Origin of the sequence: Shewanella oneidensis MR-1 (assembly GCF_000146165.2) — a bacterium.
Lineage (GTDB): Bacteria > Pseudomonadota > Gammaproteobacteria > Enterobacterales > Shewanellaceae > Shewanella > Shewanella oneidensis.
Genome location: NC_004347.2, coordinates 3,005,583 through 3,019,906, shown reverse-complemented (window position 1 = coordinate 3,019,906; position 14,324 = coordinate 3,005,583). Strand labels below are relative to the sequence as shown.

Below are 14,324 nucleotides of genomic sequence, written 5' to 3'. Positions count from 1 at the left end.
GCGGTGATAGACAGATGGGGCCGCTAAATGCGGCCTCATTTTTTGCAACTTTTTTATGGCTTAAGAATTCTGGATTATGAATATGCAAGACATTCAACTCGATAAACGCCTTTCTGAACTGCTTTCTCAAGCTGTTACACCACAAACCGCGCAGCCATTGATGCAGGCGCTCAGCCAATCTCTCAATGAACACAATATTCGTTACTATGTGGATGATGCGCCAAGCATTACCGATTCCGAATACGACAGATTAATGCAACAGCTTAAAAAGCTCGAGGCAGAGTATCCTCAGTTTGTCTTAGCCGATTCGCCAACCCAAAGAGTGGGCGGCCTGGCACTGGCCAAGTTTGAGCAGATTACTCATCTTAAACCCATGTTAAGCCTCGATAATGCCTTTGATGAAGCGGACTTTACAGCGTTTCATAAGCGAGTGAGTGATAGAGTGGGTCAAGTGAGCTTTTGCTGTGAGCCTAAACTCGATGGTCTCGCGGTGAGTATTTTATATCGCAACGGTGTGCTTGAGCGCGCCGCTACCCGTGGCGATGGCACTGTGGGCGAGGATATTACCGAAAACGTCAAAACCATTAAATCAATTCCACTTAGGTTGCGTGGCAACAATTATCCCGAATTGGTTGAAGTGCGCGGCGAAGCCTTTATGCCCAAGGCGGCGTTTGAGGCACTAAATGAGCGTGCACGTTTAAAGGATGACAAACAGTTTGTGAATCCACGTAACGCGGCGGCGGGTAGTTTACGCCAGCTCGATAGCAAAATTACCGCCTCGCGAGCGCTGTCGTTTTATGCCTATGCATTAGGTGTAGTTGAACCAAGCTCCCATGAATTAGCCAAGACCCATTATGAGCAATTACAGCAACTTAAATCTTGGGGGCTGCCCGTCAGCAGCGAGATTAAAGTTTGTGATGAACTTAACCAAGTCTTTGCTTATTATAAAGATATTTTGACAAGACGCAGTGATTTACCCTTTGAAATTGACGGCGTGGTGATGAAGGTTAACGATATTGCCCAGCAGCAAACCTTAGGTTTTGTAGCAAAGTCTCCCCGCTGGGCGATTGCCTATAAGTTTCCTGCACAGGAAGAAATGACTCTGCTCGAAGGTGTGGATTTTCAAGTGGGCCGCACCGGCGCCGTTACGCCTGTGGCGCGCTTAAAACCTGTGTTCGTCGGTGGGGTAACTGTGTCTAATGCCACCTTGCACAATGCCGATGAAATCGAGCGTTTAGGCGTAATGGTCGGCGATACTGTGATTATTCGCCGCGCCGGTGATGTGATCCCGCAAATTGTGGCCATTGTACCCGAGCGCCGCTCTGAGGATGCGCAGGCGATTGTGTTTCCACAACATTGCCCTGTGTGTGGCAGCTTGGTCGAGCGTTTAGAGGGGGAAGCGGTAGCCCGTTGCAGTGGCGGCTTATTCTGCGAGGCGCAGCGCAAAGAAGCGATTAAACATTTTGCTTCCCGCAAGGCATTAGATATCGATGGTATGGGCGACAAAATTGTTGAGCAGCTCATTGATAAAGAGCTGGTTCAAAGCCCCGCAGATCTGTTTAAACTCACCGCCTCTATGATGACCATGCTCGACCGTATGGGAATGAAGTCCGCCACCAATTTAGCGCTCGCCATTGAAGCGGCTAAAACCACCACCTTGCCACGTTTCTTGTATGCTTTAGGCATTCGTGAGGTGGGTGAGGCCACTGCGGCAAACCTTGCGGCACACTTTGGTAGCCTAGATGCACTGCGCATCGCCACTATTGAACAATTAATCGAGGTTGAAGATATCGGCGAAGTGGTTGCCCAGCATGTAGCACATTTTTTTGCCCAGCCCCATAACCTTGAGGTAATCGATGCCTTAATTGCGGCGGGGGTAAACTGGCCTGCGATTGAAGCGCCAAGCGCCGACGAGCAACCATTAAAAGGACAAACGTGGGTGTTAACGGGTACCTTAAATCAACTCAACCGTAACGATGCTAAGGCGCAATTACAAGTCTTAGGCGCAAAAGTCGCGGGCAGTGTGTCGAAAAACACCGACTGCTTAGTGGCGGGTGAAGCGGCCGGATCTAAGCTGGCAAAAGCGCAGGAGCTAGGCGTGAAGGTGATTGGCGAAGACGAGCTACTCGCTTTACTTGCGGCTAATCGTTAACAGTTCATTTAATCTCACTGATTAAACGCCTTGCTTAGCAAGGCGTTTTTGTTGGTACTTCAGTTTATTAGGCTCGGTTTTCTGTGATTGGCACGCGGTTTTCTATGTCAGGCATGGTAAACTTTGCCTATTAGCGGATTGCACCGATAGCAATCATTGTGCGCTTGTAAAAGGAAATCCTATGACAGATCTCAGTGATATTCGCCGTGAATATACCCAAGGTGGCCTAAGACGCGCCGATTTACCCAAAAACCCGATGCAGCTATTTGAATTGTGGATGACACAAGCCAGAGATGCACAGCTGAGCGATCCTACTGCTATGTGTGTGGCAACAGTGGATGAGCATGGCCAACCTTTTCAACGAATTGTGTTATTAAAACGCTTCGATGATAGCGGTTTTGTGTTTTTTACTAACTTAGGTAGCCGCAAAGCACTGCAGATTGCGGCCAATAATAAGGTGAGTTTGCATTTTCCTTGGCATCCCATTGAGCGCCAAGTGTCGATTCTGGGTGAAGCGCAGCCGCTTTCTACCGCCGAAGTGCTGAAATACTTTATGACGCGGCCAAAGGAAAGCCAAATTGCGGCTTGGGTATCGCAGCAGTCGAGCAAACTGAGTGCCAGGCAAGTGCTCGAAGGTAAATTTTTTGAAATGAAAGCCAAGTTTGCCAAAGGGGACGTGCCTCTACCTAGCTTTTGGGGAGGGTATTTGGTTAAACCTTCGAGTATTGAATTTTGGCAGGGCGGAGAACACCGATTGCATGATCGTTTTCTCTATACTCGTGAAGCACAAGCATGGCAGATTGATCGTCTAGCACCTTAAGGCGCGAGATGTAAGGAACAAAAGAAGTGGCGAATTATAAAATTTGGGTAGATGCCGATGCCTGCCCAAATCCGATTAAAGAGATTTTATTTCGCGCAGCAGAACGTAAAGCCCTTCCATTGGTGTTGGTGGCAAATCAGATGCTGCGTATTCCGCTTTCACCCTTTATCAGTCAAATTCGCGTTGGTTCGGGCTTTGATGTGGCAGATCAATATATCGTTGACCATGTAGCAGAGAACCATTTAGTGATTACTGCCGATATTCCGCTTGCGGCCCTCGTCATTGAGAAGGGGGCATTAGCCCTTAATCCTCGCGGTGAACTCTATACGACAGACAATATTCGCCAAAAACTCACGATGCGTGATTTTATGGAAGATTTACGTTCATCGGGTGTGCATACAGGCGGGCCTGATGCTTTGTCTGCTGCCGATAAACAGAATTTTGCCAATAGTTTAGACAAATGGCTGGCGCGAGTTAAATGATTGTTCACTGGTCGCTGATCAATTAAAAGAGTATCTTTAGCGAGGGGAGGTGATCTTCGTCACAGTTTCCATGCTAAGAACAGCTGTTAACTCAATGGTTTGGGTTAATGGCCGGATCTTTAATATCAAAATTGAGGATGGATACAATGAATAAATTGATAGGAATCGCGGCATTATCAGTACTGATCAGTTTTAGCAGCTTTGCCCAGTGGCAAGTCACTGAGAAGGGCTCTAGGGTTAGTTTCGTTTCGGTTAAAAAGGGCGATATCGCAGAGGTCCATCATTTTAAGCAACTAAAAGGTATGCTTAATGACAATGGTCAATTTGAACTCACCGTTCCTTTAGTGAGCGTGGCTACGGGTATTGATGTGCGTGATGAGCGTATGCAAAACCTGTTGTTTGAAGTGTCATTGTATCCTGAACTGAAATTGAGCTCCCAAGTGGATAGCAAAATGCTCAAAGAACTTGCTGTTGGTGAGTCAAAGCTTGCTGACATTGACGGCAAAATTGCCCTACATGGAAAACAGCAAACAAAAACTTTTTCGGTAATTGTGACCAAAGTATCTGATAATAAACTGATGGTTAGTAGTTTTCAGCCCATAATAGTCAATGCCAATGAATTTGACTTGGTCGCGGGGGTCGATAAGTTGCGTGATATTGCAGGTTTATCTAGTATTAGCCAAGCCGTTCCTGTGTCGTTTGTACTAACCTTAACAAAGTAACAACGATAAGATTGGTTTAGATCAATACGTCGGCTGCTCTATTTGAGATAGGTTATCGGGTGGCTGACGTTTAATACTCATGTTTACCACTTGATGGGTGGTGTTGAGGATTTTCAGATTTGACAGTGTCCTTGATGGCACTCGATTTAGTTGTTTTAAGGGTTAAAAATGGTCACAGATAAAGACGGTTACATGCATTTGATCCAGTATTTGACTGAGCATCTTGGTTTGTTCGAAACGCCAGATATTCAAAATGTGTCCGACGATACTGTAATGGAATTGTTCGAAGAACAATTATCCGCACAAATTATTATGGTTTGCGGCCAAAATCCCTCACTCTCTTTTGCAGAGCGTAATACCATTATCCGCGAGGTCGATGCGATTGTGTATGACCTCGAGGAAATCCTCGCTTCAGTAGCCAATCATAGGGCAACACCTGAGCAAACCCTGTTTATCACTGAGTTTTCAGGATTAATCAAAAATTTATTCGATCAAGAAATCGCTAAATCTCAAGCCCATGCTTAATGTGACCGCGAAATCTGTGTTTGAGTAAATCGAGTACACCGTCCATACGTGCATAAGTTGTTTTGCCATTGGCTTAGGCATCATCAGAATGTCTCCACTTTGTGTATTTATGGCCATCTAGACATCATGTTCAAGTGGCCGCAGTTTTACTTATTCTCAGCGTTGAGTGCCTCATAGCCTTTTATCTTACTGTTGATGATATGGCTTTGTTTTTAATGTCACTTTTAATATAACCATTCTGCATTGCAGATAAGTCTGGGAACTCCTTAGAAGGTACTTCCTTCTCGATCTGATTCATTGCTTACCATTTTTGGGAGTGCCTCACTTACATCACCGTCTTGCTTGAGGCTGTTTGTCATTCTGTGTCAGGCAAAATCTCACGGTGAGTAAAATAATTTAATGTTTTTCAAGCATATTTATTAACAGAGTGTATCTTTACTCTATAGCCGCATTTTCTGATGCTGTAATAAAGGAGAAGCATAATGTTAACCATCCGTCCTAGTTATGCCGATGATGTGTTGACTATTGTTGTGTCTGGTCAGGTAACCCATGAGGATATCGAAACTTTATTGTTTCCCGCCATTGAAGCAAAGTTACAAGATCATGCCAGTATTCGCTTATGGTACGAGTTTAGCGCTGATTTTATTGGCATTACCGTTGGAGCACTTTGGGATGATGCTTTACTTAGTGTGTTTCATTTTAGTGATTTTTCACGGGTGGTCATGATTGCAGACATGCAAATCCTCGGTGCTATGGTCAATACATTAGCATTTATGTTGCCTTGTCCTGTCAAAGTCTTCGGCGAGAATGAGCGTCAACTGGCCAAGGTATGGTTAGATGAGGCCAAAGTTGTAGAGGCGTAATTGCAGTGAAAAGCACGAATATTGGTACTTTGTTGATTCCTAATGTGCGGGGGAAGTGTGTTTTACACTCGAACTGGTGTTAGGGATGTTTGGAGGGCAAGAGTCCATCAATCGAAATCTTAAGAATCCTTTGGACACGATTTCTGCTGTGTTGTCGTCCGTTTATGCAGAACAACGACACATTACGGACCTTACCTTGCATAAAAGGTAAGCCAAATTGCTGCAAAATAACCCTTAAACGCCAACACGCGCTATTCAAATGACCAATAACGGTTAATTGGTCGCAATCGGATACTGGATACTGTGCTAGTACATGAGCCAAACCGTGGGTTATGTAAAACTCGATAGAGCTAACAAATACTGATTGCATTCAATAGGCAAACATTTATTTAGTCTAAATCCAGTCCTCTAAGCCTTAGATAGCGGCCAATGGCATTCGATACGCGTGCCTTGATTGAGTTCGCTCTTTATATTGAGTTCGCCTTTTAACTCATCCTTTATCCATAGGTTTAGGCTTGATAGCGTGCCTGTGCATTGTTTTTGCTGCATTTCATGTCTTAATTGTTCAAGTTTTGACGCCGATAGTCCAACACCATTGTCCTTAACTAATAGCTGTAGCTCATGACCTTGTTTTTTGAGTTGTAGCAGTAATTCTCGGTGTTGATGATGATCTTTAAATGCATGCTGTAGGGTGTTATTGAGTAATCGATAGAAAAATTGCAGATATTGCCAAGCATCGCCATCGATCACTAATTGTTCATCGCAACTAAGGCTTACTTTGACCTGTGCTTTGAGTAATTGTGGCTGCAACAGGCTCAGTAAATGTTGAAAAAATTGTGCTAAATGAAGCGGTCTTATCTCACTCTGCTGAACAGTAAAGAGTTGCGATATTTGCCTTAGTCTGGCCGCTTGTTGACTCATGAGTTGCACTACGTGGGTATGCTGATCGGCATCTTTGTGTTGGCAAACTTGAGCAAGCAGGCGATCCTGCTCTTGCATCATTTGGTTCATTACGTCAGACAAGAAGTGTTGCATCAGCTTTTGACTTTGTTGCTTATTGCGGTTTAGCTGAGTTTGCAGGTTAATTTCATCATTGGCATCAGTTAACTGCGCCCTTAATTGGGCGATTTCTTGTTGGGCTAACTGGGTTTTATGCTGTTGATCTTTTAGCTGATTCAATTGGTATTGCAGGAGTTTTTCTTGTTCTTTCTCTTGGCGTTTTTTCAGATCCACATTAAATCCAATCGCGCCAACACCGATAGAGTTATCCTCGTCATCTCTGATATCAAACTTAGTCATGTGGTAGATAATTTCGCCACGGGGAGTGGGAATGGGTTCTTCAAAATGCAGAGCATCGTGACTGTTATTTGCCCTTTGATCGTTCTGTTGGTACAGCTCGGCGAGAGGAGGTTGAAAGAGTTCAAAATCCATTGCACCAATAATTTTGCGGCGCTCGATACCAAGCACCTCACAGTATTTGTTGTTGACTAAGGTGTATCTACCATTTAAGTCTTTGATATAAATGATAGTAGATGAATAGTCTAATAAGGATCTTAATTGTTCTTTATGTCTATTTAATTCCTGTTGAAAGTGCTGTTGGCTGAGTAACTGTTGCTCCAGAGCGAGATTGCTGGCATCTAAACTCGACATAGCGATTTCAAGCTGCTGAGTACGTGATAAAAAAGTTTTTGCCAGTAATCCGACTTCATCGTGACGTTCTTTGGCTTTTAGTTCGATGGAGGCTGAGTCATTACGTTTGAGTGCTTTGACCATTTCCATTATGGGCGCCATGATGAGCTTGTGTTGCAGTATAAACAGTAATATAAGGCCAAACATTTGAATGAGTACTAAAGAAAGCCCCACCTTTTCAATCAGTTTTTTCGCTGTATCCTCTAAGGGCGCTACTGGTGTGACGACTAAGATTTTCCAATAGGTATGGGGCATAAGAAAGACTGAGACAAGCGAAGGCCCCTTTAGGATAGGATCCATTGCTAATGACACTAACGCGATACGCTTTGGGGTCGAAAAATGATTTTTGGCATTATCGTTTACTATGGCTGAGAGCATATCCCGCTCGCTATCTTTACTTAAACGAGTGAGATTCTCCATTTGCTCTTGAGTAAATACGCGCTCTGCAATTGCTTGTTCGATAAAGGTGCGATCGGCTAAGTGTAGCGCCGAGGCGATAGGGGTTAATGCTTGCTCGGTTTGAGCAAATGCATCAAAGCTTATTAGGTTATGAGTCGTGTCCGAGTGAGATTGAAGTGTATTATCGCGATTTGGAAAAGCTAGGATTTGATTTTGATGATCGAGTGCCATTACATAGCCACTCACATTCAACATAGCATTACGCAGGAGCTGATTGAGTTTTTCTAGGCTGATATCAGTCGTCGCTGCACCAATGAATTGATGTTCCATCCACATGGCGCTAGATGCTGTGACCATTGGTTCATGGGTTGTAAGGTCAACATAGGATTTAGACCAAAATACTTTACCAGCGGGAAAGAATCGAGTTGGTCGATACCATTCTTCAGTATGGTAACTAGGAAAGTTGTCATCGTTGTAGCTGTCGATGGCCACTAACTCACCGTGAATATTGTGTGACCAAAACAGACTATCACGGAATTTTTGCCGATTAAATGCCCCTGGCTCAGGCCAAATGCCACCACCTGAAATGATGTCTTTTTGACTTTCAATCGAGAGTAATTCGGGAATACTTTTGCTGAGCTGTTCAGGTTCGTGGCGGTAGAGCATGGCGATTTGGCTTATCGCATTGACTTGATTTTCGACTTGAGAGGTCATTTCCTGCAGTTTTGCAATAATAATTTGACCGTGATTTTGATTCAGTAAAGTCTGTTGCTCATTGATTTGTTGTGTCTGAATATTAAGAATGACCCAAGCTGTGCTGAAAATGAGGATGCTGGCGATGAGCAGTTGGATCAACGTGAGTTTGAACGGCAGGCTTTTTTGCCATTGGGTTAACGGGGCTTGTGCCTCAATGTTAGGCCGTTTATCCATGTTATTCAGGTTCCAAGTGCCGCGATAATTGAGCCAGTCTAACGTTTTTTTGCCTATTTGCCATTGGCTTAAATCAAAGTTAAGTCATAGCACTCGCAAAAAAATATCGACAGAGAGAATAAAAAATTAGGCAGATGTTAGGTCTTCTTATTGGAGAGTATTTAGCTTCAACTCGAATTAACCGATGAATAAACACTTATACCCATCCAATCAGTTCATAGCCTCACTGGCATTTCAATCCAAGGCTCGTTACGCAGAAATGGTTACTCCCTTTTACGTTAATACAACACAGGTGTAGGATGTCTTGAGGTTCCCGAAGGGTGGCTGATATTTATCTTCACAGCAGTGCACTTTATACTGGGTTTAAAGCTTTCTATAGTGCACCACTATGCCTTCAAGCCTTCGCCTCAAATGCGTTGCCCCCGCTGAATGAGCAGATATTTAATACTATGGGTATTACACAGCAAAAAATTCACATCCTTAATCTCACTCTTGCATTTTACATTGATACCAAGGCGACGTTAGGCGTCAACAGCGTGTTTATTGCAACTAAATACAATGTCATAGCGCCGCAGCGTGTTGCAAAATAAGCATTTACTATCCCTAAGCTTGGTTATTTATAAAGTGATGGTTTATTTGAACCACTCAGGATTGGCACAATAAAGAGTAATAACACCACGAGGTAACCACTAAAGGCAACGACCATCCATTCAGCCATCGTTACTCCTATAAACTGCCATGGTACATCGGTACACATACCTGTTGGTAACATGATGGCAGGGAACCATTCATGTAGCGGCATCCATGCTGGAAACTCAGGTAAAAACGAGCAAGTTGAAAATGGCGAAGGATTGTTTTGCATATCCACTAAGGCTAACGCCAATTTAAGTCCCCAAGTGGCACTTATCGCCCAGCCAAGTACACCTAAGATGCGAATAATACGGTATTTAGGTGCCGTCATACCGACAAGTCCTGCCGCTAAAATACCGAAGACGGCGAGTCTTTGGTAGATACACATAACGCAGGGATCTAGCTTCATCACATATTGGAAATACAATGCGGCTGCTTCAAGGGCAATCGCAGAGCCTGTCAAAAAAAACCAAGATACACGGGAATGGGCAAAGCGAGTGAATGCTGTCAAAAGTGAACTCCATATCAACAAAAAACGCCCTTGCAGATAGGGCGTTTTTTTGACTGTACTGAACTCATAAAGTTCAGTCAACTCTGATATTTATGTTTTAGTGGCCTGTCGCTGGCGCTAAGGCTTCTTTAACACTGTGGTGTAAAATTGCGTGGGAGTCATAGAAATACTGGGTCATTTGTTCTAAGAATCCGATTTGAATCGCCATGACACCCACAATCGACAGGACGATAGTGTAGGGCAATGCCATCCATACCATTCTGCCATAGGACAAACGGATCAGTGGTGCAAGTGCTGATGTCAATAAGAATAGGAAGGCGGCTTGACCATTGGGGGTTGCAACAGAAGGTAAATTAGTACCTGTGTTAATTGCCACGGCCAGTAGGTCGAATTGATCGCGAGTGATTTGACCATTGAGCAAGGCCGCTTTCACTTCGTTAATGTAGACAGTCCCTACAAACACGTTATCACTGACCATGGAGAGTAAACCGTTAGCAATATAGAAAATCACTAATTGGGTATTACCTTCATGGTTTAGTGCCCATTGGATCACCGGAGCAAACAATTGTTGGTCGATAATCACAGCAACAACGGAAAAGAAAACGGCTAACAGTGCGGTAAAGGGCAGGGCTTCTTCGAAGGCTTTACCCAGCGCATGTTCATCGGTTATGCCGTTAAATGCAGTGGCTAAAATGATGACTGACAGACCAATCAAGCCAACAGAAGCCAAGTGCAGAGCAAGACCAGCAATTAACCAAACTCCAATGAAGGCTTGAACAATAAGCTTCATTTTATCTTTATTGGTTCGACGAGCATCTTCATGCGCATCGTAATCGCACAGAATTTTATGAACAGCATCAGGAAGTTGAGCACCATATCCAAAGATACGGAATTTCTCCACTATGTAGCAGGTTAAGATGCCCGCAATAAAGACTGGTACCGTGACTGGTGACATACGAATCGCAAACTCACCAAACTGCCAGTTAGCTTGTGCCGCAATAATTAAGTTTTGTGGTTCACCCACCATTGTACACACGCCACCTAAAGCAGTACCAACACCGGCGTGCATTAATAAGTTACGTAAGAAGCCACGGAAGGATTCAAGTTCTGCTTCATTGAGTTGGTCTTCACCTTCCTCGTTTTTATTCTCTGAGGTATGGTCATGATCCGCAGAGAAATCTTTACCCGATGCCACTTTGTGATAAATAGAGTAAAAACCAACGGCTACAGTAATAATCACTGCGATAACAGTTAGGGCATCTAAAAAAGCGGATAAGAATGCAGAAGCTAAGCAAAATAACAATGACACTAAGATTTTTGAACGGACTTTGGTGATCATCTTAGTGAACGCGAATAGCAGCAGTTGCTTCATGAAGTAAATGCCAGCAACCATAAATACTAACAATAATAACACTTCAAGGTTGGCTTCAATTTCATGTAGCACCTGACTGGCTGAAGTCATACCAATCGCAACCGCTTCAATGGCTAACAATCCGCCGGGTTGCAATGGATAACATTTTAATGCCATTGCCAAAGTAAAAATAAACTCAAGCACTAATACCCAACCAGCCACAAAGGGGCTGACATAGAAAAAGAGTATTGGATTGATTATTAAAAACGACAGTATTGCGATTTTGTACCACTTAGGAGAGTTCCCTAAGAAGTTTCCAATAAACGCCTGACTCATTGTCATCGGCATGGCATCCTCTCTTCTAATTTTGTTTAAAATTTCACGGGTTATTGTTAGTCACACGTGCCTTAGGATTCAGTCTAGCCTAAAGATAATGCTAATGTAACGAGTTACTGAAACCCAGATTTCAAAAAGCGGAGCTAATCGGCAAAATTGGTACAGTTGCTATTGATTTTTGTCGGTTTATTGAACATTTTTGTGACAATTGTACGCTGATGGTACGGTGAATTTCAGTCAATGGTTTCCATTTTTTACCGCTCTGGTATGATCAGTGACCATTATTAAAGCACAACAACTGGATAAGTGGGCTGATGATTATCAATGCCAAAGGACCTGCAAGTTTTGCAGAGAAGTATATTGTAAGATCGATTTGGGAAAATAAGTTTCCTCCAGGGTCCATTTTACCGGCTGAACGTGAGCTTTCTGAATTGATTGGCGTGACTCGGACTACCTTGCGTGAGGTATTACAGCGCTTAGCCCGTGATGGGTGGTTGAAAATTCAACATGGCAAGCCAACTCGGGTGAATAATTTTTGGGAGACGTCTGGCCTCAATATTCTTGAGACAATCGCCGATCTCAATCCGGAGGGATTCCCTGTACTGGTGGATCAATTACTCTCCGCCCGTACTAATGTCAGTGCGATTTATTTCCGTGGCGCACTGCGTAACAACCCTGACACCGCGATGGAAGTATTAGCGCAAATCCACCAATTAGAGGATACCGCTGAATCTTTTGCTGAGTATGATTATCTGTTACACCACACCTTAGCTTTCTCATCGGGTAATCCACTATATGTATTGATATTGAATGGTTTTAAAGGACTATACAGTCGAGTCGGCCGTTACTATTTTAGTAGCTCAGAGGCGCGTCAGTTAGCACTCAACTTTTATAAAGAGTTAGAATTGCTAGCAAAAGCGAAAAACTATCTCGATGTGCCCGCATTGATGCGTACCTACGGTATCAATAGTGGCAAAATGTGGCTGCAATTGCGCGACGATATGCCGTCTTCAATTGCACAGCAGGACTCCCATTAGTGGTTAACTTTTAGCATTCGTTATCTGAGAGAATTTTGGAATCAGGCGAATAAAATATTAAAGCCGTTTCTTGATGAAACGGCTTTTTTGTAGCTTATCTTGTTATTTAACCTGAACTCGGGGTAACGAGTGTCGAAAAACCTAAATTTAATAAACTAAATCAATGCTATAAATAATTATTTTGAAAAGAAAAATCTATTATCTGGCTGAATGCGCAGATTTTTGCGCATATCAAGGCGCTCTGTCGTATGCCATAGCGAGCTATGGTTAGACAGAGCAACGCAGAGAGGCCCGAAAAGATGCCTATTCAGCGGCTCTGCTTATCCCTAGCTCAGGTTATTTATTATCAGTCAGCTTTAGGCTGCTCAGGGCATTTACTTAACAACGTGACACTGTTATCTGCATTGACTTGCTCTAGGCTGACGCTAAAACCCCAGAGACGGTGCAGATGCTTGAGCACTTCATTGTAGCTGCCAGCAAGAGGGATATCTTTGTTGGGGACGTACCTTAGGGTTAAGGATCGGTCACCGTTTATCTCTACATTATGCACTTGGATATTGGGTTCAATATTAGACAAGTTGTACTGCTGCGATAATAGATTACGAATATCTTGATAGCCCTGTTCATCGTGAATTGCAGACACGGATAAATAGTTCCGCTTTTCATCATCATGGATGCCAAACAGCTTAAATTGACGGATCACCCTCGGCGACAGATATTGGCTAATAAAACTCTCATCCTTAAAATTTTGCATCGCAAAGTGTAAGGTGTCTAACCAGTTACTGCCTGCAATATCAGGAAACCAAATTCGGTCTTCATCGGTAGGCGCTTCACAAATACGTCTAATATCTGTGAACATCGCAAATCCGAGGGCATAGGGATTGATACCACTGTAGTATCGGCTGTTATATTCAGGCTGCGCCACGACGCCCGTATGACTTTGCAAAAACTCCATCATAAAGCGGTCGCTGACTACGCCATCATCGTATAAATGATTCAAAATAGTGTAATGCCAGAAGGTAGCCCAGCCTTCATTCATCACTTGTGTTTGTTTTTGCGGATAAAAATACTGCGCCATTTTACGTACTATTCGAATAATTTCCCGTTGCCAGGGCTCGAGTAGTGGGGCATTTTTTTCGATAAAGTACAGAATGTTTTCCTGCGGCTCAGCAGGAAAGCGCCGTTTAGTCGTTGAGGGTTGCTGTTGTTGATGGGTAGGAATCGTTCGCCACAGGTCGTTTACTTGACTCTGCAGATAGGCTTCGCGATCTTTTTGCCTTGCCTGTTCTTCCCTAAACGAGATTTCTGCAGGTCGTTTATACCTGTCAACGCCATAGTTCATTAAGGCATGGCAGGAGTCAATCACGCTTTCAACTTGCTCAATACCGTATTTTTGCTCGCAATCACTGATATAGTTTTTGGCGAAAACGAGGTAGTCGATAATCGAGCTCGCATCCGTCCATGTTTTAAATAAGTAATTATTTTTAAAGAAGCTATTATGGCCAAAACAGGCGTGAGCCATCACCAGTGCTTGCATGGTAATGGTATTTTCTTCCATTAAATACGCGATACAGGGATTGGAGTTGATCACAATTTCGTAAGCGAGTCCCATTTGCCCGCGCTTGTAGCCTTGCTCGGTTTCAATAAAGCGTTTGCCAAAGGACCAATGGGTGTAACCGATGGGCATCCCAATACCGGCATAGGCATCCATCATCTGTTCTGCGGTGATAATTTCGATTTGATTGGGGTAGGCGTTCAGTTTGTAAATTGCCGCCACCCGTTCAATTTCTTTCAGATAACTTTGTAACAGCTCAAAGCTCCAGTCGGGACCGTCGCTTAAGGCTATGCGTGTTTTTGATTCTTTCATCCCCATAGAG

The 14,324-nt window shown here is 43.6% G+C and carries 12 protein-coding genes; 8 read left to right on the top strand and 4 right to left on the bottom strand.

All coding sequences use genetic code 11. The annotated features are described in order from the left end of the window. The first annotated feature begins 82 nt into the window (after nt 1–82). From ligA to SO_RS13400, 6 genes are all read left to right on the top strand, one after another. Nucleotides 83–2,152, top strand: a complete 2,070-nt coding sequence (gene ligA / locus SO_RS13425) for an NAD-dependent DNA ligase LigA (protein ID WP_011072805.1) — start codon at nt 83–85, stop codon at nt 2,150–2,152. Between the two features lie 181 nt (nt 2,153–2,333). Further along, nucleotides 2,334–2,972, top strand: coding sequence for a pyridoxamine 5'-phosphate oxidase (pdxH, locus tag SO_RS13420; RefSeq protein ID WP_011072804.1), 639 nt, complete (start codon nt 2,334–2,336; stop codon nt 2,970–2,972). Between the two features lie 26 nt (nt 2,973–2,998). Then, nucleotides 2,999–3,454 carry a YaiI/YqxD family protein gene (locus SO_RS13415; protein WP_011072803.1) on the top strand — a complete coding sequence of 152 codons (456 nt, stop codon included), beginning with the start codon at nt 2,999–3,001 and terminating at the stop codon, nt 3,452–3,454. A 146-nt stretch (nt 3,455–3,600) separates the two neighbouring features. Next, nucleotides 3,601–4,176 carry a YceI family protein gene (locus tag SO_RS13410; protein WP_011072802.1) on the top strand — a complete coding sequence of 192 codons (576 nt, stop codon included), beginning with the start codon at nt 3,601–3,603 and terminating at the stop codon, nt 4,174–4,176. 168 nt (nt 4,177–4,344) lie between these two features. Continuing rightward, nucleotides 4,345–4,701: a DUF3802 family protein gene (locus tag SO_RS13405; protein WP_011072801.1), complete on the top strand. Its 357-nt coding sequence runs from the start codon at nt 4,345–4,347 to the stop codon at nt 4,699–4,701. 482 nt (nt 4,702–5,183) lie between these two features. Further along, nucleotides 5,184–5,564 (top strand): SpoIIAA family protein, encoded by a 381-nt coding sequence (locus SO_RS13400; protein WP_011072800.1) that lies wholly within the window; start codon nt 5,184–5,186, stop codon nt 5,562–5,564. A 408-nt stretch (nt 5,565–5,972) separates the two neighbouring features. Here the strand turns inward: SO_RS13400 and SO_RS13395 are convergent, their stop codons facing one another. Beyond that, a complete protein-coding gene (locus SO_RS13395) occupies nt 5,973–8,582 on the bottom strand; it encodes a cache domain-containing protein (protein ID WP_011072799.1) in 2,610 nt (869 codons plus the stop codon). 320 nt (nt 8,583–8,902) lie between these two features. On the opposite strand from SO_RS13395, the gene SO_RS13390 reads away from it, so the two are divergent. Continuing rightward, nucleotides 8,903–9,172 (top strand): hypothetical protein, encoded by a 270-nt coding sequence (locus SO_RS13390; RefSeq protein WP_164925581.1) that lies wholly within the window; start codon nt 8,903–8,905, stop codon nt 9,170–9,172. A gap of 23 nt (nt 9,173–9,195) precedes the next feature. Here SO_RS13390 and dsbB read toward each other — a convergent pair whose 3' ends face one another. Further along, nucleotides 9,196–9,723, bottom strand: coding sequence for a disulfide bond formation protein DsbB (gene dsbB, locus SO_RS13385; protein ID WP_011072798.1), 528 nt, complete (start codon nt 9,721–9,723; stop codon nt 9,196–9,198). A 97-nt stretch (nt 9,724–9,820) separates the two neighbouring features. After that, complete coding sequence (gene nhaB / locus SO_RS13380; protein ID WP_011072797.1) at nt 9,821–11,422, bottom strand: sodium/proton antiporter NhaB; 1,602 nt, start codon at nt 11,420–11,422, stop codon at nt 9,821–9,823. Between the two features lie 302 nt (nt 11,423–11,724). Here nhaB and fadR point away from each other — a divergent pair, with 302 nt between their 5' ends. Then, nucleotides 11,725–12,447, top strand: a complete 723-nt coding sequence (gene fadR, locus SO_RS13375) for a fatty acid metabolism transcriptional regulator FadR (RefSeq protein WP_011072796.1) — start codon at nt 11,725–11,727, stop codon at nt 12,445–12,447. 346 nt (nt 12,448–12,793) lie between these two features. Here fadR and SO_RS13370 read toward each other — a convergent pair whose 3' ends face one another. Next, entirely contained in the window at nt 12,794–14,320 is a 1,527-nt protein-coding gene (locus tag SO_RS13370) for a SpoVR family protein (protein WP_011072795.1), read from the bottom strand. Nucleotides 14,321–14,324: the final 4 nt, after the last annotated feature.